Raw genomic sequence first — 24,798 nt, 5'->3', positions numbered from 1 at the left:
CCGCCCTTAGATTTAACCTCGCTATTGAACAGCACCTCGGTGAAATAGGCAGGCGCGGGATGACCATCCGCAGACCGTTCGAACGGTCGCAGCGGGTGATCAAATGAACAAAGCGATAATGGCCACGGCCCTGGCCGTGGTGATGCTGGCGATGACGCTGGCGCTGGTCTCCGACCCACAGGAGACGGACGCCGACGGCACCCCTCTGAAGGAGGGGGACACCGTAAGGATCGGCAGCATCGACTACCACGTCGTGCTGGCGCAGAAGCGGTACACCGACGCCACGCTCGACGGGCACAGATACATCTACGTCATCGGGAACGGGAGCGACACCCTGGTGGACGACGCATTCAACGGATGCACGACCATCAGGGACGTGTACTTCTCGGACACGGTGAAGCACATCGGCGACCGCGCGTTCAAGGGGACGACCAACCTGTCCTACGTGTACGCCATCGGCGCCGAGTCGATCGGCGAGGAGGCGTTCATGGGCTCCGGGCTGGAGTCGTGCCTCTTCAGGGAGAAGCTGACAACCATCGGCGACGACGCCTTCAGGGACTGCGCCGACTTCGAGAGGTTCCGCTTCCACTACACCTCGGTGACCAGTATCGGCAGCAGCGTGTTCGCCGGAAGCGGGCTCGAGTGCCTGGACCTGAGGAAGGTCACGAGCATCCACCCCGACGCCTTCACCGGCTCGGCGCTCACCATCCAGATTGTCGGCACGGAACAGGAGGCGACGGTCATCGGCGTCGACAGGCTCTACTTCGACGGCGCGGCCGACCTCTACGAGTCGGCGCACTGCCTGAACGGCACATTGACCTTCAACCTGGACCACGCGGAGTTCCTCAGGGTCACGGACGTGGACGGGAACCCCGTGAACCTGACGGTCACGGACAAACCCTACGACTGCAACTTCTCGTTCATGCCCGTGGAGGGCACGGACTACCACCTCAACCAGTCCAAAGCCGTGGTGAGGTACCCCGACGGACTGGGGCTGGATGAGACCGTGGTGGAGATGGAGCCGGGCACGACCTCCTTCGAGCTGACCGAGCCGACGCTCGGGGACCTGGAGTTCGACCACTGGGAGATCGAGGGCCTCGAGGGGGAGTACACGCAGATCGACTGGGACACGCTGGTCTCGACCGGCGGTGATGTGACTCTCGTCCCCGTATTCGGAAACGCAGTCCTGACCCTGGACCACTCCGGCATCTCGGCCTACGCGGACACGTCGGAGCTGGAGACGCAGGTCCTGTTTACCTTCGGAAGCTCCTACCCTGAACTGCCGGACCTGGTCGGGTACGGGTTCGCGGGATGGTCCGTGGGGGACAAAAGCTACGAAGCGGGCGACATGATCGAGACGTTCACCGCCCACACCGCGGTCAGCGTCTGGGAGCCGACGGCGTTCCGCACGCTGTCCTACCTCGGGCAGGACGGGGAGGTTGTCGCCTCCTCGCAGCACGCGTACAACGTCACCGCCCACGTCGACCCGGCCGTCGTGACCGACGGGGAGGCCCACCAGAGGTTCCTCGGATGGTCCCTCGACGGAGCGACCGTCCTCGGTGCCGACGACGGCATCCTCATGGACGGGGACAGGACCCTGACCCCGGTCTTCGGGGAGAGGGAGCTCCGCACCGTGACATTCCTCGTTGGGGAGGAAAAGTGGGCCGAGGAGACCTGCTACGACGGCAGGGAGCTCACGATCGACGTGGACGAGCCAACGTCAGACCTGATCTTCGACCACTGGTCGGGGCCGGAAGGGCTGGCACTGGCCACCGGCGGGAGGGTGACCGTGACGTCCGACCTCGTGCTGACAGCACAGTGGAGGGACAGGGCGGCCTACGAGATAACCTTCGTCGACCCAAACGGCGACACCGTCACCGACCACAAGATCGAGGGTATCCCCTACACCGTGACCCTGGAGTGCGAGGACACGGAGAACCTCGTGTTCGACCACTGGCTGAGGGAGGACGGGACCCCGGTCCGTGTCGGCGACACCATCCTCGAGGACGGGAAGCTGATGCTGACGGCCTCGTACCATGAGCGCATGAAGTTCCTCGTCACGTTCGTCGACGGCAAAACGACCGTCTTAACCGTCAACTGCAGAGAGGGAGGCACGATCGTCATCGACATCGACGACCCCGTGTGCGACGGCAAGATCTTCGCCGGGTGGATGGGACCAGACGGGAGGCACTACGAGCGCGGGGAAGAGCTGACGCCGGCGTCGGACATCAGCCTCACGGCCCAGTGGAGGGCCCCGGGAGAGTTCACGGTGAGGTACATGGACGGCGACGTCCAGCTGTACCAGTCCACGGGCACCGAGGGCGACAAGGTCACCATAGGGTTCGCGGACCCCGTCAGGGAGGGGATTATCTTCCTGGGATGGGCCGACGGATCCGGCGACACCTACGTACTCGGGGACAGCTTCGTGCTACGTTCGGACACAATCCTGACCGCCCAGTGGAGGGCCGCGGAGGAGTTCACCGTCACCTACGTGAACGGGGAGACTGTAGTTGCCGAGGCCGAGGGGCTGGAGGCCTCCGAGTTCGAAATCACGCAGCCCGACCCAGCTGACACCTACACGAGGGAGTTCGTCGGCTGGTCCGACGGGGAGGGCACCTACGTACTCGGGGACTCCTTCGTCCTGACCGGGGACGTGACCCTTGCCGCACAGTGGAGGGACTTCGAGTTCCACGATGTGACCTTCGTTTCCGACGGGAAGACGGTGGCGACGGAGACCGTGAGGGAGGATGGGACCCTCACGATAGACGTCGACCCCGGCACAAGGGAGGGCCACGAGTTCTCCGGATGGTCCCTCTCCGATGGTGGGGAGGTCGCCTACACCACTGGATCCGCCCTGTCGCCCACCGGCGACATGACGCTCCACGCCGTGTGGACCGCCGTCACCGCGGAGCCCGATCCCCCGGACACCGAGGACCCCTCGGACGGGGACGACACCCCTGCCGGATCAGATGACGAGGACAAGGACGACGACACGCCCTCCGGCGGTGACGACGGGCCGGACGACTCGCAGGAGCCTTCCGATCCCAGCGGCCCGTCAACCGATCCGGGCGGCGGAACCTGGAACCCCGGAAGGCCTGTGGACCCGACACCAGGAGGCGACGGCGGCTCGGAGGGCCCCGGGGTGCCTGGCGGAGACGATGGAACCGATGATCCGGAGAACCCGGACGACGGAAGCGGCGACGGCGACGTCACGCAACCTGAGGAGCCGGGGACTTCCGGCGAAGACACCGGGGACGGCTCCGGCGGAAGGGGCGTCAGCCTCGCCGCCGTGGGCATCGTGGCCGGCGTGCTCGCCGCCGTGGCGGCGGTGTTCGTCATGGTGCTGAGGAGGTCGTGATAATCCTAAATAGGCCCAGGGCCTGTACCTGACTGAGGAAATCATGGGAGCTATAAGACTTGGAAAGAACCACCTGAGATGGTGCTACGGGTGCAACCTGCCCATACTCGAGTCCAAGGAGTGCCCGGTGTGCGGAGAGCCCACCGAGGAGATCGAGCTGACGCCGCCAGGCGACGCACGTCCGGCCTTCCAGCACGACATCGACCTGATAAGGTCCATCCTGGACAGGGACTACGGGGAGGGCACCGGACAGGCCGTGCTCCCGGAGGGACACATCGTCATCCTCAGCAAGGCGCCGGCCCTGGACCGCATGGACGAGGTCATTGTCGACGGCGCCGTCGTCGCCTCCCTGCGCTACGACATGGGCTCCGGATGGAAGTTCGTGTCCAGGATGCAGGGGGCCTACCGCATAGGCAAGGCCTACTCCAAGGGGTACGTCGTCTGCGACCCCGGAGCGGTGCCGTTCGTCAGGGAGAGCAAGAACCTGATGGCCCCCGGCGTCGTCGACGCCGACCCCGACATCAAGCCCGGGGACGAGATCCTCATCGTCACCGCAGAACGCGAGGTAGTCGCCACCGGGATGGCTAGGATGACGGGCCCCGAGATGGTCGCCGCCGACAAGGGCGTCGCCGTGAAGACCAGGTGGTACAAGCCCGAGGAGTTCAGGGACCTGCAGACCCCCCACAGCTGGGACGACGTAGTCGAGGCCAACCACGACGTGATCGAGAAGAGGGTCACCGAGGCTGTCGGGTTCATCAGGAACACGATCGAGAAGAACCAGAAGCCCGCCATCGTGTCCTTCTCCGGCGGTAAGGACAGCCTCGCCTCGCTCCTCCTGACCATCGACGCCGGCCTCAGCCTCCCCGTCCTCTTCGTGGACACCGGACTGGAGTTCGACGAGACCGTGGAGCACGTCCGCGACGTGTGCAGGAGGCACAACCTCAAGCTGATCGAGGAGAAGGCGCCCACCGACGCCTTCTTCGGAAACCTGGTCTACTTCGGGCCGCCGGCCAAGGACTACAGGTGGTGCTGCAAGACCAACAAGCTCGGCCCCACCGTCGGCGCCATCACGAAGAACTTCCCCGACGGGGTGCTGTCGTTCATCGGCCAGAGGAAGTACGAGTCCGAGGCCAGGAACGCCAAGCCCAGGGTCTGGACCAACCCCTGGACCCCCGGGCAGATCGGGGCGTCCCCCATCCAGAACTGGTGCGCCATGCACGTGTGGCTGTACATCTTCTCCAGGAAGGAGCCCTTCAACGTGTGGTACACCCGCGGCCTGGACAGGATCGGATGCTTCCTCTGCCCCGCGTCGGACCTGGCGGAGTTCGAGGCCATCGCGGGCAAGAGCTCCCGCTGGGACCAGTGGGACGAGTACCTCACACAGTATATGCAGGAGCGCGGGCTGCCCGAGGAGTGGAAGGAATACGGGCTCTGGAGATGGAAGAACGCACCGAAATCCATCAGGGAGGAGGTGCACAGGATATCAGGAAAGGAGGTGTCGGAACTGACCAAACAGACGAAGGCCCCGGAGAGGGGACCTCTGACTATCAAGGTGCAGGAGGGCTACTCCCCCTGCACGATAGGGTACAGCATCGAGGCGGCGCTGTCCAGGCCCATCGACATAGCGAAGGTGAAGCCCTTCTGCCACGCCATAGGCTGGGTGGTGACCGAGGACCCCGAGGGGGAGTTCGTGTCCGCGGACTACACCACGATCTACCGCGAGGGCGCGATCATATGCAAGGCGAACGTGGAGAACGACGCCAGGAAGCACATGGACCACGCCTTCCAAGTCGTCGTCAGGGCGGAGCAGTGCGTCGGATGCGGGCTCTGCGCTGCGAGGTGCGACCCGGGCGCCCTGTACATGGAGGACGGCCACGTGAAGATCCACGAGGACGAGTGCATCTACTGCAGGGACTGCTTCGGACCCTGCCCGTCGGTCAACTTCGCAAGGGACAACGACGGGTTCGACCAGTGAAACCGGAGGGGCCCGAGGAGGGCCTCTCCAATTATCCCTAATCCCGCGACGACTGACGTCGCATGTTTGTTTTCGACCGGTACAGATTTCGTTATAGGTGTATTTTTTCCAGTGGAAGATTTCGTTATAGGTGTATGGATTGCTAATCCACAATGATGCTGGATATGCAATCCGCGTCCGTATCGAAATGAACTGCTTCTGACGATCTCAGATGCGAAGCCGTTGCTCGGCCCCATCACCGACCCCAATCTCTACGGACCCCTCCCTTGGAACCCACTTATACTCAGACGTCGATACTCCAGCGATAAAATGAGGATAGACCCGGACGACCTCGCGGTGGTCATGGAGAAGGACCCGGCCATCGTGGACGAGGAGGACGCCAGGAGGTTCCACACGGGACTGCAGGCGGTCAGCATGTACAGGGAGAGCCACGAGCTCTGGCTCCAGGGGAGGAAGATGGAGGCCAGGGAGATCAACTTCAAAGCGCACCAGCTCACCGGCTGCGACATCCACCCCGGCGCGACCATCGGCAAGAGGTTCTTCATAGACCACGCCACGGGAGTGGTGATCGGCGAGACCGCCATCATAGGGGACAACGTCTCCCTGTACCAGGGCGTCACCCTGGGGGGCGTCTCTACCAACAAGGGCAAGAGGCACCCCACGATCGGGAACCACGTCGTCGTCGGATGCAACGCGTCCGTGCTCGGGGACATCACGATCGGGAACAACGTGCGCATCGGTGCGGGATCGGTCGTCCTGAAGGATGTGCCCGACGACTGCACCGTGGTCGGCGTCCCCGGGAGGATCGTCAGGAGGGCCGGGCTGAAGACCAGCGAGTGCGACCTGATGCACAACCAGCTGCCCGACCCCGAAAAGGACAGGATGGCCTCCATGGAGGCGGAGATCTCCGTGCTGAGGGCCCAGGTGGCCGCGCTGGAGAAGCTCATAAAGGACAGGGACTCGGACGAGTTCTGACTCCGGTCCCACAAACGCGTCCCGACGGACGCTCATGACTTTTCACGGTTCCGGGGTCACTCCCCGGAGCCCACGTTCCTTCCGCGCATCCAGGCCAGGACCGCGGCGACGGCGAAGACTATCGCCAGAATCATGAAGACGATCCACGTCGGGAATGGGCTTACGTCGGGTGCGTCGCCGGGGTACGAGGAGTAGTAGGGCTCCCCGTCGATGGACACCATGATGTCCGACGTGATCCCGTTCAGGGTGTAGATCCCACCCTCCGGCTGGAGGATGTCGTCGCCGACGGCGACCTTCACGGTGGAGGGGTTGATGGAGACGCCCTGCTCGCCGACGACCTTGAACGAGACGGAGTCGCCGTCCCTGTCGAGGATCTCGTAGCTAATGCCGATCGTCGGGCTGAATGTGATCATGTATTCCCCGACGGTGACGGAGCCCGCGGAGACCGGGGCGTCACGGATGTCGGCATCGCCCTGGACGATGCCGTCCTCGACCTTCGCGTCGGAGGATGCTGAGATGACGGGCACCGCGGCTACGAGCAGGACGATCGACACGAACGCGACCAGCTTCGAGACCTCCATGCAGGCACCTCCTCTCATCCAAGGGCAGGACACGGGGGCGACGGCGGCACCGTCCGAACATTGGATGGATATAGGCCGACAAACACCCGCATTCTTACCTTCTAAAATCAATATCCATGTATGCTATATTTAATTTATTATCCGAAATAATCCATAGCATCTAAGGTATTAGGTAATCATACCGTCGTCCTTTCTTTTTCCACATGATCCTCTGGAATTGAGCCCGTTTCCGAATGGATTCACTCAGATACTTGGATAATAATTCATCAACCGTGAATTTCGAAGCGGAAACGGGGATTTCAAGATACGGAACAATCCGCATTCCAGATGCGTCACCAGCATGGATGCTCTGTACGGATGCTCGACATGCATCCGCTCTTCGACTTATACAGTAATCCGATTAGACTGAATCGGTAAGACCTGTTGGATGTACAATCCAGCCTATGCCACCGGAACATGAATACAGGAGAAAGATTGAAAGAGTGTTTGTGGAGGCCCGGCCCGAGCGGACCCGGGGCGAGCCTCCGAAATGTTTCAGGCAACGCCGCTGCCGGGGAACTCGGAGGTCCTGATGGCGGCGTCGATGTCGCGGAGCTTGGAGGCCACGTGGACGCCGAGGTCCGTGAGCCCGATGATGGAGCGGTTGGGGTTGTCCCCGCCGTAGTACACCAGGCCCATGTCCCTCAGGACGTCCAGCTTGTCGGGGAGGCGGTTGTTCCTCCCGACCGCGTTGTAGATCTCCATCCTGCGGGACTCGCCGTTCTCGTAGAGGTACAGCAGCATGGAGACCATGCGCGTCGACTCGAGAACGTCGGCGCCCGCGCCGGCTTCGCCCCTTGCTCCGGATGTCATCATACCCTGCTCCCGCGGGTCCTCATGATGTAGACGGCCAGCGCGATGCAGATGACGGCCAGGATGATCAGGAGTATGGCGTACAGCGTGTAGTCGGTGCCACCGTTGTCCGATGGGGCGTTGGGGTTGTCGGATGTGACGACCTCGCCGGTTATCTGGACGATCACGTCGCTGTTGATGCCGGACAGGGTGTAGACGCCGTTGATATACGACACGTCGCAGTAGTCCGCGGTGACCTCGACGGTGGACCAGACGACATCGTACCCGCTCTCCTCGAGGACCTCGAAGGTTATGACCCCGCCAGTGTTGCTTAGCAGGTTGTAGGTGAGGCCAGTGTCGCACTGGAAGGTCACGACATGGTTTTCCACATCGACGCGACCGGAGTCGCCGCCAGGGGTGCTCACGGAGGTCCATTTCGCATAGACGTCCATGTCGCCCGTAATAGGCTGCCTCGGATCGAATTCGCTGTTGGCCACGAAGCTACGGTCAGTAAACCATCCGCCGAAGACGAACCCGTCCCTGATAGGATCTGTGGGAGGCATGGCAAAGTACCCCGGTACCTCGACGACCGTCGTATGGTCTATTTCGACAGTATCGACAATATCGTTTCCGTTCCAGAACCTCACCTCGTAGACCTCGTCCCCTATATGCATAGCGTGGACGAGCATCGTCTGCTGGGCAGTCTGATCGGTGTTCACGGGATGCGATACCCTCTGGGTGATTACTGCGTAGGAAAGCCCTTCCAGAGAAACCGTGAAACTCTGGTCATCGTTCTCATGACCATTTGTCTCTACCAGGGTTCCATTCTCATCGTATCCTGATACGGACCAATCGATGTTTAGCGAGCCAGAAGTCGGATGTTTAAACGTTGGGTTGTCCCCATAGCAATACACCTCGCGGTCATAATCGACGTCAATAGCGTCAGACTCGGATGGGGTAACCATGACAAAAAGCATGGGAACCGTGAGAACAATCAGAGACAGAATGACTGCTTTGCGCATTTTAATCACCATTAATGGGGGCCCGAAGGCCCTGTTGATTTCTACTCATGCTCCTGACACTATTATCTCAGCGAAAACACTGTCAAGATTGCCGATAACGTACAGACCAACAGAATTAGTCTTCGTCTCGCTATCAACTACAGAGGTAACGTAGATTTGATAGAACCCTGTTCCATTGAGGTAGCTTGAAATATCGAACGATGTTGTCGACATAGCACTGTCATCGATCACTTTTATGTTCCCATCATTGCCTACAATCCTAACGGTGAGTACGTCATAGGGCAAATCCTTTCCAGGAGTGAGACCGACGTTGAGCCTAACTCCTTTGGAATTAGCCTCTACAACATAACTTACGTTCTCATCGATCGTCACAACATCGCTTCCATTGCCAGAAATGGAGAGAACAATGCTGTCAGTTGAACCCTCTTTGATTGTAACACTCAATGTAGCATTTACAACGACACTTGAATTATTTTTTAAAGTTCCTACTACCTTCACCGAAGATACGGAAGATGCCGACTCATGAGGTGTTCCGGCTATGGTCCCATCCCTGTTCATAGAGAGACCGCTGGGGAGACCAGTTGCATACCAATAGTAATCACCAACATTCAGGTTATTATCCTGAACTTCTGATTTTACAACGATTTTTTCTGAGTAGTTAACACCCTTAATAAATGTCATGCTATTGAGAGTGTACGTTTTAGCTTCTTCAACATTAACTGTGTATAGATAGTAAAGGCTATCCACATCGTATGAATGTGTATCATCGAGATTCACGGACACAACACATTTGATGATGATGTTCCCAGGACTAGAGGCTCCGCTGTTTGCAACAATGTTGAGGTTGTATTCACCGATATTATGGAAATCACTCCCGTTAGTGTAATTCCTCTCACTGAGGGTGAATTTTACTTCGCCTATAGTCACCGGTGTGGATGTGTATTTATTTGTTGAGGTGATGTTACGGTCACCCAATTTGTTGAACTTGTCGAATGGTATTGTGTCAAGTTTGCTCTGACCAGTGTAACCATCCGGGTTCTGTGCAATATACCAAGTCAGCTTATACCCATAGATGCTATACTGATACTCATCAGTATATAGCGTGACATTATGCGATATACCTTCTTTTATCGATAGGGTCTGCATTGAACTGTCATCAGGCACTACTTTAGCATCCGTCCCCGCCGTATCAGCGACCAGGACGAACCCTGCAGTGACCATGACAGCAACAGCGAACATAGCTGTGATTTTGCTGTTCAAATTCTCACTTCCGTTTGTTTCACAAAAGGTTTCGATCTTAGCTTCTCGAGCTTGTTGAGTGTCATTGCGATACCCCCGCGTCATCCAGATTCGGCAGCGAAACAATCATCAGGGAGCTTCCGCGTCCGAGATCCAGGACTATCGTTCCAGTCCCTTCGGGACAGTTGTCTATCAGCACGCGCCCGTCTGCATAGACTGTGATGAGAACGGTAGAACCGCCAACATCGACCCTGTACTGGATGTCTGATTCCAACCCTGTTTTCACATCGGTCTCGTGGACGCCGTTGATCCCGCCCTGGTGTGTGAATATGACGATGTCTAGATTGCCAGGGACTATGTCGCTCAGACCGGGTATCTCACGGAGGTAGAGCGTCTTGGTGTCGGAGTCGTTCCCTCCGAAATCATCGTAGCCGAGGGCATCCTGTGTTTCGATGACTCTGACGACATCGTCCCACATGCTGCTGTAGACACCCCATGCGTCCGAAGAATCAGAGTAGATAGAACTGATCCCCTTCCCGATTATTTCATCCCAGTACTCACTGAAAGTATAGATCGATGCTCCATCAGAATCATAGAACTCAATCACAAACGTCACCGGCTGGAGGACCACCTGGATAGACGTGTCGCCGTTCACCGAAGTGCTTCCTCTGCTCTCGACGAATCCATCAAAATCCGCAGCCCAGGTGTATGCGCCTGATGCGAGCACATATTCCACAGTGAGGATTCCGTTCTGGTATGTGGGCGTTCCAGGGTATGTGGTCGTGCTATCCTGCAGAGTGAACGTTCCATTGGGTGTGGGCGGATACGGATCCGAAAACAACACCGTGACTGTCAGAGTGAACTGACGGAGAATCGCATCCCCGAATACGACGGTTCCCGAGTTCGAGATCACCCTATAAGTGCGAGGATCGTCGTTCGTCAGAACGACCCCATGTGTGGTGAACGTAGGGCCGAAAATGTAGTTCTCTGAAGGATTCAGAGTGATCGAGTATCCTGTGAATACTTTATCGCCGTTTATGAGTACCCCGGAATCATTTGACATAGAACCGTCTGGATTATAGGCTGAATAATGGGCGGTGTAGTTCGCTCCGAGACTCACACTCCACTGGACGGAGACAAAGATCTCATATTCCCTGTCTGAATCAATAGTTCCGACGTATAGATAGTACGTCTCGCCAATGTACTTACGGATTTCTTCGCCAGACGAATAAATGCTAAAGAAGACGTCATTGTTATTGTAATTATCAATATCATTCACGATCAGATACATACCTGAGCTGACTGTAATCTGAATCGAAGATTGACGATTGGATGATGACTGCACTATCGGAATGTACCAGGCACCTCCATTTTCATGAGGTTGACCAAAGGAATATAGCGAGTTGTCACTGTAATTCCCTGACGGCATCGTGATTGTGATCGTGTACTGGTTGCTGAGGTACACATCCACGGTCAGGTCTCCCGCAGGACCGCTGAACGTCAGGCTGTTCTGGTTAGTGATGGTGATCGTCCAGCTTCCGCCGCCCTGGACGGTCCCTTTGGCGGATGCGATATGGTAATTCTCCGGAACCGCTATGCCAGAGATTGCTACAGTTTGCCTGTAGGTGAAAGTGTATGGAGCATCGTAGTGGATTGTCACAACATTGCCATCCTTGTGGAACAGCACACTAAGAGTGTAGTGTTTCAGTTCTAGTTTGAGATACACCGTCGTGTTGGAGAAGGTTGTCAGTTTTCCGTCTTCCACTTTTCCGGTGAAATTTCCGGTGGATGAATCGTATCCCGTGTACCATCCTTTGCCCTCGTATCCGATGGGGAGCGTGAACACGTCAACTGACAGAACGACGGCCTCCCCGGGAGCTCCGGGGAATATAACATCCAGCTCGAACGGATCCTGTCCATCGATGACTCCCATCACGGTTACGACGATGCTGTAGCCGGCGAATATGCTGAGGTCCGAAGTGAACTTGGAATCGAAGTTGATCTCGGCCATGCACAGCGCGTTCTGATACCAGCGGGGCTGATGAACGCTGTATTCAAAGCTCAGCTTATCTCCATCACTGTTTTCGTAGGCTGTGCTTGGCTTGTTTTTCGCAACCATCGCCAGAAGATCCGGGATAGGTACTATCGTGTACCCCACCTGGTTGACGATGGTGTCGAGGTAGCTCTCTGTTCCGGCCACCACGGCCCCGTTAGACTTGAAGAGCGTATCGTCGAAGCCCTGGATGAATCCTGCATCGCCTGATAGGGCCCCCAATGTGCCTGTGTTCACGGCAACGAAGGTCTCCGACAGAGTGAGCCCGTAGTCGATGTCTATGGAGAAAAGAGCCTCATAGTCCGCCCAGGGCTTGTTAGAATCCGCCAGAAGATAGGTGTCCTGGAAGGTGATCGTGACCTGGGTGACCTTGACTGGATTGAGGACTATCGTGTATGTGTGGGTGAAGTCGGATGTACCCTCCTCCCTCATCTGGACGAATATGGTCGCACCCGTCATTGACCCGTCGGAGTTCTCCTGCAGGGTGTAGTTCATCCTCAGGACCGGTGAGTAGACTCCCCCGATTCCCATGTAGTCGTTCAGACCCGCATCGGTCTCGAAGTAGGTTTCCCCATTTGTAGCCTTGTAGAGCCATCCGTCCTTGTTGAGGTTGGTTGCCACGGGAGTGATGGTGATGTCCCCTCCAATTGTCACGGATTTGATGTAGTACTCGCCCGTCCTGCTGTTGCTCAGCGCGGGTAGGTAGATGTCCGTGCTACCCGACACGGTTCCGGAGCCTCTCATGATGATGTCATGGGTTATCGTCAGATTCTTCAGATCCTGCGCCCTGAGGTAGACCGAGATCTCCACATCGTAGACGTTGACCGCTATCCCCCCGCTCAACTCGGCGAAGTGGAGGGTGATGGTGCCGACATATCCCGTCGTTGAGAAGCCCCCGTTGGTGGAGATAGTCGTCTGGAGCCTCAGACCGCTCTGGCTGGTCTCGGTGCGGTCTGATGACCCGAGTCTGAAACCTTTTCCGTCATTGAATGTGGTGTAGTTCCCATCTCCAGAAACTCCGACGTTAACCAGGAAGTCCCTCCCCGAACTGGTGTTATCAAGGGAATCCACGAGATTGAGCGATCCGACCGTGTCGGAGTTCACGTAGTAGCCTGCGAAGACGATTGAAGAGCCTGTGACCAGCTTCGGCATCTTGATGTCCGAGGCTCCGGGAACGGTTTTTCCGTTGCCCAGGTCCTGGAGGGTCACGGTGTCCTCGACCTTGTACGATCCAGAGATGTACCATACGCGGAAGACCATGTTAGAATCAGAGACAGTGTAGTTGTAATCGACCGTCTGCGTCCTGACATAACCTCCCCCCGTTTTGACGTAGAATGCCGTGTCGTCCTCGACGACGACGGGGACCCCAGCCTTGTTGGCCGTACCGATGGCGAACGCCCCGTAGTACGGGTTGTCGTCGGACTCGAGGACCGTGTGCCCCTCGATGATGGACACATCCAGGCCAGTGTCCCCCTGTCCGAGGATGGAGAACATCATACCGCCGTTCATGCGGATGCTGTTGTATTTATCATAGCTACTGGGCACTGTGCCTGTGCTGCCGTCGGCGTACTGGCTGCTGTAGCCGGAGATGGATGCGGCGGCATTGGCCACAACCCTGCTGGGTGTGCTGGTTTGATCGTCATACCTCAGAACGAGTTCCCCGACCCTGTTGAACGAGAACTTCTCGGAACCCGAAAGCGATGCGCCGTCCACGTTTCCATCAAGCTCCAGGGACGAGCCGATGAGCGTCACGAGATCGGCCTTCTGGACGGACAGCATGCTGATGTCCTGGGAGAACCTCTCGAAGACGATCTCGGAATGACCCGTGATGTCACAGTAATCTCCTGCGCCGAATACGTCGCCTGATATCCATACTCCTTGATACGGAGTATTTCCGTCCTGATACCTAGAGCCTATGTGGATGTAACTGGAACCGTCGAGCAACGTTGTGCCACTCTGATTGCCCGTGGGCTCCGCGATGCTGGATCCGCCGTATACTGAGTCTAGGTAGATATATCCGCTGACGTTGCTGAGACCAGCTGCCTCTGCGGCGGGGATTCCGATGAGAACGTACGTGTCCATGTAGGAGTGTCCCATGTACCCTCCGCCGTAGACGTTCCCAGAGCCCGACATGTCGACAGACACTATGCGGATCTCGGTGTGGGAGCTGTGGGAGAGATTGCCAGAACCCGAACGGTTGTCGTCTCCGAGACGGCTCCCCCCGTACACCGATCCGTCGATGGTGGCTCCATCGATGGTCAGGAACCTATTCAGTGTGTATGCGGATAGGCGCCCGTCTTCGCCCAGGCCTCCGGCGAAGACGTCTCCGTCAATCGACGCCCTGCCGATGTACATGGTGATATTTCCGTAAGGATTACTGGATTCGGTACCGATAGAACCGTACTCGCCACCTCCGAAGACAGACCCGGATATGGTTCCGGACTGAATCGTCATCGTCACGGAGCCAAGGACGTAGGCGATGTTCTGGACATCGTTATTGTTGATGGCTTCCCCGCGACCGAGTCCCTTGCCGCCTCCGTAGACAGAGCCTCCTATGACCGCAGTGCCACCGATGGTAAGATTGACGTCCCCTGTGACCTTGGCGGTGTCGTTGACTCCGTTGGTGTCCCCCCAGAGCTTCTGTGCTCCGAAGCCCCCGCCGTAGACTGAGCCTTTGATGAATCCGCCCAGGACCTGGACACTCACATTTCCGTCAACATAGGCCTTACCAGTGGTATTAGTGCTGTTTCCATTACTCATGGGGTCAGGACCACCCTGACCTCCACCGTAGACTGAACCGTCTATGGTTCCTCCAGTAACAATGACACTTGATGTAATATCAGACTGGATTCCCGTACCGATGGAACCCCTGAAGCCTCCACCATATACTGAACCTATAATGTGTCCGCCAGAAATCACCACATTTGTTTTTCCAGTACTGGGATTTATTGGATCTGCCCATAGGTCCCATCCTCCGCCATAAACATCCCTGACCTGCGCGGAATCCTTCACCTCAACAGTTGATTCTCCAACACGAGGATTAGCATCCCGGCTATTACCGTCCGTAAGGCTTCCGCACACCATATGCTCTACTATGGCTTTTCCAGAAACGACTACGTGTGAGTTCGTAGTATAACTCTGAGGGTCCCTACCTCCACCCTGGGCCGCAAATACCTCAGAAAGACCTGTTATGGTCACCTCGGTATTACCAGCATTGCCGTATCTGGAACCACCGATAATGGTACTGAAACCTTGTCTTAGTTCACCATTTTCATTATAGCCTAGGGCATTGATAGAACCGTTGACAATCAATACATTCGATGTGCCTGTTTCGCCACGAATACTGGCGCCCCACACTGCCTCCAAAACAGATGTGGTACCTGCCATCACGATGCTTGTTGTAGTGATTGTTCCACTATATCCGTCAGTTCCTCCTCCCACGATGTTGGAGTATGTCCCACTGAACACACGTACATCGGTGTAACTGTAATTATCCCAATACCAACCACTTGACGGACCTCCAACAATCTGCACATATGAACCGTTCCAATAAGTAGTGGATACATTGGTTCCAACGATTAGCTTGCTGTTGGGGCTAGCGTATAGTCCGTTGCTGTCTTGAGTTGTTGTCCCTCCGTTTCCCCATAACCGTGCATTATCGAGGATTACGGAGGATCCCATATACAACGAACCGTCAAGATATATGGTGCGAATTGAACCACCGTTGGTGGTATCGGACCTTATAGTTACGTTGGAAGATCTGTCGTCAAGGTTAACATCCTGGCTCAGCAAGATGATATTTGTGTACTTATTCCCAGACGTATAACTCTGGGACGAATTATAATCAATATTGGTAATGTAAGACCACTGGGCTGTCAAATGGATTTTACCATCCGATTGGACAACAAAATCTGATAAATCCTCTCCAGGATCAACAGTTTCGGTTCCTGTAATATTGCCTGCAGAATCGGAAACAAACCAACCTGAGAAAACTACTGTCCAGTTTTCGTGATATTGTTTAATCCCATACCAATTGGTGAGCGTACCATTCTGGATCTCGCCGTTGATGTAGCCCCTGTATCCACTGGCATCCGTCCAGAACTGTGGGTTGTATTCGGATATCGGAGTGCCGAAATACTTTATCTCTAGATTGCCAGGCGTGGTCGTATCGTTATAATTGCTGTTTATATATCCTGGATTTCCAGGATGATATACCACATTGTATGACTCACCGTCATACCCTTCGGCCTCCGGAGCAAAGACACCGATCATGGGAAGCACGCTGAGCGTCAGCAGGAGGACTGCGAACACCGCGAACGCCTTCGCTGGATACCTTCTGGAGGTCACAGACCCCCCCCCCCTGTTACAGCATCCCGAAACGTGCTCCCTGACGCCTATGCTCTCACCTCTTCCGAACCCGGCCCCCTGCCCCTCGAACCCTATGGCGTTTTTCAGCCGATACGGGAGGGCTAGGTAATCTCCGAGCCTTTGGAAATCCACCTCACCTGAATCCTATATATAAAGATATACCCTATGTAATCACAGCGTTAAGCCGCTTTAAGGAATATACAGTATGATTCATGAAGTGTATACACCGCCCGGCCACCCAGACGGCGGCCCTCGTCCGGACACACCCAAAACGCACGGACACGCAACCTACCACCTATTTCCCCTCCTCTACGATCCCTCAGGAACCTGACGAATCCGAATGCGTCATACGTCGATTCCACGAATCCCGTTTGTGCATCCGTCGTATTCTGAGGTGATAAGAACAACATCCTTGCACAATTTAATGGCTCGCCCATCATCTATTGGATGCATCATCCAATCTCACACATCGCACACGTCCCGTCCAGCCACATATTAATAAATGCAGGCGATTAACCGACGATTCCGATGTCACTCAGGATCCACAACACCCTCACGAACTCCCTGGAGGAGTTCAAGCCCATCGAGCCCGGAAAGGTCAGGATGTACGTCTGCGGAGTGACCGTCTACGACGACATCCACATGGGCCACGCCAGGAGCATGATCGTATTCGACATGGTCGCCAGGTACCTGAGGTACTCCGGCTACGAGGTCACCCACGTCACCAACTTCACCGACGTGGACGACAAGATCATCGCCCGCGCCGCGCAGGAGGGCGTGGAGCCCCTGGAGCTCTCCGCAAGGTACATCCAGAAGTACTTCGAGGACTCCGCCAGGCTGGGGATCAACCGCGCCGACATCTACCCCAAGGCGAGCGAGTGCATCGGCGACATCATATCCATGGTCCAGAGGATCATCGACAACGGCTACGCCTACGTCGCCGAGGACGGCAGCGTCTACTTCGACGTCGCTAAGATGGGCGGCGAGGGCAGGCTCACCAACCGCACCGCCGACCAGATGCAGTCCTCCGGCAGGATCGCCGCGGACCCCTACAAGAGGAACCCGCAGGACTTCGCCGTCTGGAAGGCCGCCAAGCCCGGGGAGGTCTCCTGGGACTCGCCCTGGGGCAGGGGCAGGCCGGGATGGCACATCGAGTGCTCGGCCATGATCTACCGCTACCTCGGCGAGCAGATCGACATCCACGGCGGCGGGAACGACCTTATCTTCCCGCACCACGAGAACGAGATCCTCCAGACCGAGGCGGTCACCGGGAAGCCGCTGGCCAACTACTGGATGCACAACGGGATGCTGCAGGTGAAGGGCCACGGCATGTCCAAGGAGGAGAAGATGTCCAAGTCCCTGGGCAACTTCTTCACCGTCAAGGACGTGCTGGCCAAGTACGACACCCGCACCGTCAGGTTCTACTTCCTCAACACCCACTACATGAGCCCCCTGGTCTACGGCGAGGACATGCTGATCGAGGCCGGTGCCGCCCTCGGCAGGCTCACCAACAACTACAGGGAGCTGCAGGCCTACGTCCGCGACGCCCCCGAGGGCGCCGCCGACGGCAACGCGATCGCCTCGTACAGGAACAGGTTCAGGGAGGCCATGGACAACGACTTCAACACCCGCGAGGCAATCGGCGTCATGTTCGAGATGGCCTCGGAGTCCAACAGGGCCATGTCCGAGGGGACGATGACGGCCTCCACCGCCAGGGAGTGGATGTCCCTCATCGCGGAGTTCGACACCGTGCTGGGCATCATGCCCCGGGACGGCGAGACCGGCGAGGACCTGGACGCCGTCATGTCCATCCTGGTGGACCTGCGCCAGGAGCTCAGGAAGCGCAAGATGTACGACCTCGCCGACATGATCCGCGACCGCGTCAAGGATGCCGGGTTCTCCCTGGAGGATTCGGCGGAGGGCGCCAAATGGAAGAGGCTCTGAGGCGCAAGGCCGTCCTGACCCTGGGCGGGGCCGTGAGGCTGCCCGAGGGCTTCGAGCCGCCCTGCAGGATCTCGCACTCCACCGCCGGGCCCGGCGCCGGGTTCGGATCGGCGGTGTTCGCCTTCGACGGGTACCGCGTGAAGAAGACCGTCTCCCGCGATTCGGGCGAGTTCGAGCTCGTCGTCGGCAAGAGGGGGAGGCTGTCCCTCACCAGGAGGGGCAGGCAGTTCATCCCCAGGGTGGAGATCGTCCCCGTTGTTAGGCACTGCCCGGAGCAGGCGTTCTTCAACCTGGACCCCAGGTGCATGTACAGGTGCGCCTTCTGCAACTCCCCGCTGCTGGACCCCTCGGAGGACAAGCACCTCTCCACCGAGAGGATCATGGAGATGCTGGAGGATTCGCTCTCCTCCTACGAGGTAAAGGCGGTGTCGCTCACCAGCGGCGTCGTCGGCGACGTGGGATCCACGGTGGACAGGTTCGTCGACGTGATCCGCGCCGTCCGCTCCAGATGCCCGGACATGCCAATCGGCGTGGAGCCGTACGTCTCGTCCAGGGAGCACATCGAGAGGCTAAAGGAGGCGGGCGCCGACGAGATCAAGCTGAACCTGGAGTCGCCCAGCAGGGAGATCTTCTCGAAGGCCTGCCCGGACCTGGACATGGACTCCATATGGTCCCTGCTGTCCGACGCCGTCGACGTCTTCGGCAGGGGGAGGGTGGTGTCCAACATCATCTACGGGATGGGGGAGACCGACGCCGACCTGGACGTCGCCATGGAGAGGATGTGCAGGATGGGCGTGCTTCCCGGGCTGAGGGCGCTCAGGGTCAACGACATCAACCGCGTGAGGCTCATGGAGGCGGGCATCAGGTGCGAGCAGATCACCCCCGAGAGGGCGATTAGGCTGGCCGAGATGCAGAAGGCGGCCATGAGGAGGCACGGGCTGACCACCGAGACCTCGGTGACGATGTGCTTCGAGTGCGGATGCTGCGACCTGGTGCCCTTCAGGGACTTCTGATGACCGATGGGCCATACGATTGCGCCAACGCATCTGTTATATATATGGATACAACAATCCCGTTCGAAGGACCTGGCCCCGAAGGGCCGAAGTGTTTCTCAGAATAACCGAATAATCTCAAGAATCAGACGGATTATTCCGAGGACCAGGGCCGCAGCTTGCAACCTAAGGCTCTGGTCCTTTCCCACCTCGGACCTGTTTTCTCATCTCCTTGAAACTACTCGTAACGGAACCCGCACGCAAGGTCCGGAAGTCCTCGCGCGTGGGCTTCCACCCCAGCATCCTGACGGCGTTCAACTACCATAACCTCCACATGGAGCAGTCCTACGAGCTCATAGTCGCCGTCACCCTCAAGAGACTCATCAACGGATACGATGTGAGGACCGAGGTCCAGAGCGGCAACGGTCGCACAGACATCGTCATGTTCTCGGGGGATGCCGACAATCCAGGCATCGTGATCGAGCTGAAGAGGGCCGGGAGGCCCGAGGACCTGGACCATGCCGTCGACGAGGCGATCTCCCAGATCCACGACCACAGGTACTACAACGGCATGAGGGGGAGGGTCGTCCTGTACGGCATCGCCTTCTGCGGAGTGGTAGCCCGGGTCGGGACGGAGACCGTCATGCCATGACAGATGTAAGTTTATGTTGACCCAACACATACTGGACGACATGAAGCAGGTGAGTACCGGCGGAATGTCCTTCCAGGACATCCGTGATCGCGACAAATACTATGTCGATAAATCACTCCTGATAAAGGACATGCTCGACAAGGGCGATGGTGATGTGTACCTGTACACCCGTCCACGCCGTTTCGGGAAGACCACCAACATCACCATGCTGGACGCCTACTTCAACATGCAGTATGAGGGAAACACGTGGTTCGACGGACTAGCCATCTCGGAGTTCCCAGAGTTCGACCGCTACCGCAACGCGTTCCCCGTGATCTACCTGGATCTGAAGGATGCAAATCCGAGGGACTACGGCCTCTTCATCGAGTCCCTGAACTCGATCATCATCAGGACCTTCAAAAGGTTCGACAAGGAGCTGAGCTCCGACGTCGTCATGAGGAGCGAATCCCTTCTCCTCGACAGGATATACAGCAAGAAGGCATCAGAGGACGACCTCCGTGAATCCATCCTGACGCTGTGCGAGATCCTGCATAGGTACCACGGCAGAAGATCTATCGTGCTCATCGACGAATACGACCGTGCTCTAACAGATTCCTTCGGCACGGAAACGCAGAAGATGATCATTGATTTCCTCAGCGGATTCTTCTCCACCACCCTCAAGAGCAACCGGAACCTCCAGATGGCGTATGTCACCGGAGTCATGCAGGTGGCCAAGGCGGGAATGTTCTCGGGATTGAACAACATCAGTATCAACAACATCGCATCGACCACCTCCGACGAGAGGTTCGGGTTCACAGAGGCAGAGGTCAGGGACATCCTGGGATACTACGGCCATCAGGACAGTTTCGACGACGTCAGAGCATGGTACGACGGGTACCGTTTCGGTGATGCCGAGGTTTACAACCCGTACAGCGTCATGCTGTACGTTCAGAACGGCTTCAGGGCCGAAGGATACTGGACGGGAACAAGCGAGAACGTGTCCCTCAGATGGATGATCCAGAGGGCCGATGAATCGAACATCGACAAGGTTATCACCATCCTGTCCGGAGGTTCCATCGAGACCGAACTCCGCTACGACATCACATACGAGGACATGATGTCCCTGTGGGACACGAACCTCTACTCGCTCATGGCGATGACGGGGTACCTCAAGGCTGAACCTACAGATTCTAAGACCTACCTCATCTCGATACCCAACAGAGAGGTCAAGGAGGACCTCGAGAGGATCCTGACCAACAACAAGCCGGTCATGGGCAGCAAGTTGTTCGTAGAGTTCTGCAGCTCCCTTTTGGACATGAGGACGGAACCGATGGAGACCGTCCTGAACAGACTGCTGACAAGCGGGAACTACCTAAACCTGAACAGGGAATACGCGTACGAGATACTGCTAATGACGATCCTGAAGGGGACCCTCGCGGAAAGTCACGATGTCAGGACCGAGAGGCAGGAAGGCAACGGTCGCACCGACATCGTCCTGACACCACTGAAGGGCGGCTCCCCACCCATCATCATCGAGCTGAAGACTGCTGACGCCATCGACAAGCTGGACACGGCCGTGGAGGACGCAATCCGCCAGATCCACGACCGCAGGTACTACAACGGCATGAAGGGGAGGGTCGTCCTGTACGGCATCGCCTTCTGCGGAGTGGTGTCAAAGGTCGGGGCCGAGATCCTGGACCTCTGAACGTCAGCCCTGTATCCTCGCCCTGAGCGTGTCCAGCAGCTCGCAGGACTTGCAGCTGCTGCCGACGGTGGGCTCACCGCACCTGGGGCACGGATGGAGCGTCGCCCCGGCGTACTCCCTGTGCAGCATAGGGCGGAGGGTGTCGAACGACGACAGGATCCCGAACTTCGCGCCGGGGGACCTGTCCTCCAGCCCGTCGACCATGTCGCGGTACTGGTTCCTCAGGGCCTCCTGCCAGTAGGGGCAGACGCCGTCCCAGAACTCCAGCCCGGACACCAGGGCGTACAGCAGCGTCTCCTTCTCCGGGATCGTCCTCAGGGGCATGAACCTGGGGATCAGCCCGGGCTGCACGGTCTCGTGCGGGCCCATCCTGGCCAGCCTCTCCACGTCGCCCCTGACGAAGTTCATCATCACGGACTGGGCCATGTCGTCGAGGTTGTGGCCGGTGGCCAGCCAGTCGGCGCCTATCCTCCTGGCCTCGTCGTTCATGAGCCTCCTGCGGAACACGCCGCAGTAGGTGCACGGGCTGGCGTCCCCGGAGACGGGGGCGGCCTCGTCCATGGTGACCCCCAGCTCGGTGAACGACCTCAGATGGAAGGCCACGCCGTTGGACTCGCAGAACCTCCTGACGATGTCCACGCTGGGAGGGCGGTATCCCTCTATGCCCTCGTCTATCGTTATGGCGTGGACCTCCACGCCGTTCCTCGGCCCGAACACCGAGGATATCATCTTCAGGGCGACCATGCTGTCCTTGCCGCCTGAGACGGCCACGGCGATCCTGTCGCCGTGCTTGACATCGATCTGCTTCCTGATCTCGCGCTTGACCCTGCGGTCCACGTAGCGCATGAAGTGCCTGTCGCACAGGTGGGAGCCGTTGTACCTGACGAACGTCACGGCCTCGCGGTCGCAGAGATCGCATCTCATCGTCGACCTCCCTGAGCCTCTCCTCCACGATCGCCTCCATCTTCTCGGCGAGCACCTTGGACGGGATGTCTGGCAGCGCCACGGTGGCCACCCTGCCGTTGCTGTCCGTGGAGACCCCGACCTTCACCACCCCGATCCTGTCCAGGTCCTGCAGGTACGTCCAGAACTGGGTGTGCTTCCTGGCCTGGACCCCGTACTCCTCGCAGACCACGGCGTACGTCCTCTCGGCGGACGACGACGGTATGGAGGGGTTCTGCTTCATGGCGCGGGCAACCGCGAGGAGCACCAGCATCCTGTTGATGTCCAGGGACCTCAGCCTCCCCTCGGACACCGAGCTGTATATCATCGCCTTGGCGGCCCTGACGTGCTCGATGGTCACCTCGCCCTCGGAGTCCTCCTCGGCGATGTTCGCCGCCCTGTCGAGCAGCTCTATGGCGACCCTGGCATCGCCGTACTCCGCAGCGTGCTCGGCGATGAGGTCCAGCGCGTCCTCGGTTATCCTGCCGGGATGCAGGGCCTCCTCCGCCCTGGCCCCGACTATCTCCCTGAGCTCCCCGCGGGAGTAGCGGTTGAACCTGACGGTGTTGCTCCTGCGGAACGTCGACATCGAGGCCTCGTCCAGGAGGCTGTCGATGGGCTCCTGCGAGATCAGGACCACGCACACCGGCGCGGAGCGGGCGGTGTCGGTCCTGGTGAGCTGGTAGACGATGTCCACGGAGCCCTTCTTGAGCAGTACGTCCACCTCGTCCAGGATCACCAGCATCGCGCGCTCCCCGGTGGCCAGGTGGGACGCCATTGCGCGCGCCATCTCGTCCGCGGAGAACCCCCTGTCCGGGAACCCCCTGTCGTAGTGCCTGAGGATCTGCAGCAGCGCCCCCGCCTCGGAGGTGTTGCGGCAGTTCACGTAGACGGTGTCGATGGGCCTCCCGGCCTTCGCCATGTAGTCCGCCAGGTCCATGGAGAACCTGGTGGCCGTCACGGTCTTCCCGGTCCCCACGCTGCCGGTCAGGAACGCGGTGCATGGGCGGCCGGACTCGGCGAGGGGCCTGAAGAGCGTCTCCAGCCTCGCCATCTGCTCCTCCCTGTGGACCAGGTTAGCGGGGACGTAGGCGTAGTCCAGCTTGGACCCGTCGCGAATAATGGTGGAGGCCCTCTCGAACATGTCAGTTCCTGCTGAAACGGGTGAATCCGGAGCACGGGAGCACGTCTATGCCGTGCCTCTCCCACACGTCGCAGATGAGGTTCACCCCGAGGGAGTCCGAGGACATGTGGCCGGAGATGACGATGTTCACGTTGTTCTTCCTGGCCTCCTCGATGTGGCTCTCGGGGAAGTGCATACCCACCACGGTGCCCACGCCGGCCTGAGCGAACTTCTCGTAGATCTCCTTCGGGCCGGAGGTGCCGCCGGTCATCTTGCAGACGATCCTCCCGCACCTGTTGCTCTTGCCCCCGACGATGATCTCCGGCGGGCTGTTGCACCTGGCGGCCTGCCTGAACTCGGGCTCGGTGTACAGGACGTCTATGAGGTCCCCCAGCCTCTTCGGCTCGGTCCTCTCGAACAGGTCGGTCAGGTACCTCTGCACCATGTTGTCCGCCGGCGAGTGGACGTTGAAGAGCGGGATCCCGAGGAGCCTGGCCGCGTCGGCGCCCTGGTTGTAGTTGGAGCCCATGACCCCGCGCAGGACGTCGTCCATGCGGGGCTTCATGAGGCCCTCGGTGACGTTGATGGGCACCCCCATCTCGTGGTACATGTCGGTCTGCATCCACATGACCTCCGGGAACTTGGTCCTCGCGATGCCGATGGGATGGTGGGCGACGAGTGCGGAGACGTTCCTGCCCTTCTCCCTCAGCCTGTCGGCGAGGAGGACCTCGGCGGGTCCGACGTCTATCCCCCACATGAGGCACTCGGCCTCCATGTCGCGGGCCTCGTCGGCCATCACGGAGAAGCGGGAGTCGGTGTAGGGGTTCCAGAGCCTCTCCTGGTCGAAGAGCTCCCTCCTGTCCTCGGGGAGCTTGTCGTACGCCTCCCTGGCGTCGTCAAGGACCTTCTGGACCTCGTCCTTCGGGCGGGGGTCCATCTCCATGCCGGTCCTGATGGCCAGCTCGTAGGCCTCGTAGATCTTCATGCTTGTGGATTATGCCGAATAGGTAGACAATGGTTCCGACTGCCGCATGCGGCGGATCCGCATCTCAGTCGGGA

14 protein-coding genes and 1 pseudogene are annotated in these 24,798 nt (G+C 58.5%); 7 read left to right on the top strand and 8 right to left on the bottom strand.

The features are described from left to right. Window positions 1–103: 103 nt before the first annotated feature. The 3 genes from JS82_04055 to cysE all read left to right on the top strand — a co-directional run bounded on the left by JS82_04055 (window position 104) and on the right by cysE (window position 6,308). Window positions 104–3,358 (top strand): leucine-rich repeat protein, encoded by a 3,255-nt coding sequence (locus JS82_04055; protein QHK17320.1) that lies wholly within the window; start codon window positions 104–106, stop codon window positions 3,356–3,358. A gap of 43 nt (window positions 3,359–3,401) precedes the next feature. Next, window positions 3,402–5,333, top strand: coding sequence for a phosphoadenosine phosphosulfate reductase family protein (locus JS82_04050; protein QHK17319.1), 1,932 nt, complete (start codon window positions 3,402–3,404; stop codon window positions 5,331–5,333). 309 nt (window positions 5,334–5,642) lie between these two features. Continuing rightward, complete coding sequence (gene cysE / locus JS82_04045; GenBank protein QHK17318.1) at window positions 5,643–6,308, top strand: serine O-acetyltransferase; 666 nt, start codon at window positions 5,643–5,645, stop codon at window positions 6,306–6,308. Between the two features lie 56 nt (window positions 6,309–6,364). Here cysE and JS82_04040 read toward each other — a convergent pair whose 3' ends face one another. The 5 genes from JS82_04040 to JS82_04020 form a co-directional block, all read right to left on the bottom strand. Next, a complete protein-coding gene (locus JS82_04040; GenBank protein QHK17317.1) occupies window positions 6,365–6,889 on the bottom strand; it encodes a hypothetical protein in 525 nt (174 codons plus the stop codon). A gap of 534 nt (window positions 6,890–7,423) precedes the next feature. Then, complete coding sequence (locus JS82_04035; GenBank protein ID QHK17316.1) at window positions 7,424–7,741, bottom strand: hypothetical protein; 318 nt, start codon at window positions 7,739–7,741, stop codon at window positions 7,424–7,426. Next, window positions 7,741–8,439 (bottom strand): hypothetical protein, encoded by a 699-nt coding sequence (locus JS82_04030; GenBank protein ID QHK17315.1) that lies wholly within the window; start codon window positions 8,437–8,439, stop codon window positions 7,741–7,743. Before JS82_04030 ends, JS82_04035 begins: the two co-directional genes overlap by 1 nt. A 348-nt stretch (window positions 8,440–8,787) precedes the next feature. Further along, window positions 8,788–10,002: a hypothetical protein gene (locus JS82_04025; protein QHK17314.1), complete on the bottom strand. Its 1,215-nt coding sequence runs from the start codon at window positions 10,000–10,002 to the stop codon at window positions 8,788–8,790. A 61-nt stretch (window positions 10,003–10,063) separates the two neighbouring features. Continuing rightward, window positions 10,064–16,381: a hypothetical protein gene (locus tag JS82_04020; protein QHK17313.1), complete on the bottom strand. Its 6,318-nt coding sequence runs from the start codon at window positions 16,379–16,381 to the stop codon at window positions 10,064–10,066. A gap of 549 nt (window positions 16,382–16,930) precedes the next feature. Here JS82_04020 and JS82_04015 point away from each other — a divergent pair. From JS82_04015 to JS82_04000, 4 genes are all read left to right on the top strand, one after another. Continuing rightward, window positions 16,931–18,346: a cysteine--tRNA ligase gene (locus tag JS82_04015; protein ID QHK17312.1), complete on the top strand. Its 1,416-nt coding sequence runs from the start codon at window positions 16,931–16,933 to the stop codon at window positions 18,344–18,346. Then, entirely contained in the window at window positions 18,331–19,359 is a 1,029-nt protein-coding gene (locus JS82_04010) for a radical SAM protein (protein QHK17311.1), read from the top strand. Before JS82_04015 ends, JS82_04010 begins: the two co-directional genes overlap by 16 nt. A 211-nt stretch (window positions 19,360–19,570) precedes the next feature. Then, window positions 19,571–19,990, top strand: a complete 420-nt coding sequence (locus JS82_04005) for a hypothetical protein (protein ID QHK17310.1) — start codon at window positions 19,571–19,573, stop codon at window positions 19,988–19,990. A 40-nt stretch (window positions 19,991–20,030) separates the two neighbouring features. Next, entirely contained in the window at window positions 20,031–21,674 is a 1,644-nt protein-coding gene (locus tag JS82_04000; protein ID QHK17309.1) for an AAA family ATPase, read from the top strand. 3 nt (window positions 21,675–21,677) lie between these two features. Here the strand turns inward: JS82_04000 and JS82_03995 are convergent, their stop codons facing one another. From JS82_03995 to JS82_03985, 3 genes and pseudogenes are all read right to left on the bottom strand, one after another. Next, entirely contained in the window at window positions 21,678–22,598 is a 921-nt protein-coding gene (locus JS82_03995; GenBank protein ID QHK17308.1) for a TIGR00269 family protein, read from the bottom strand. Between the two features lie 22 nt (window positions 22,599–22,620). After that, window positions 22,621–23,760, bottom strand: a pseudogene (locus JS82_03990) (AAA family ATPase). A gap of 1 nt (window position 23,761) precedes the next feature. Next, window positions 23,762–24,724, bottom strand: a complete 963-nt coding sequence (locus JS82_03985; protein ID QHK17307.1) for a hypothetical protein — start codon at window positions 24,722–24,724, stop codon at window positions 23,762–23,764. Window positions 24,725–24,798 lie beyond the last annotated feature (74 nt).

This window comes from Methanomassiliicoccaceae archaeon DOK, assembly GCA_009911715.1.
Classification (GTDB): domain Archaea; phylum Thermoplasmatota; class Thermoplasmata; order Methanomassiliicoccales; family Methanomethylophilaceae; genus Methanoprimaticola.
The sequence above is the reverse complement of the archived record's forward strand: the minus strand, read 5'-3'. Positions and strand labels throughout refer to the sequence as shown.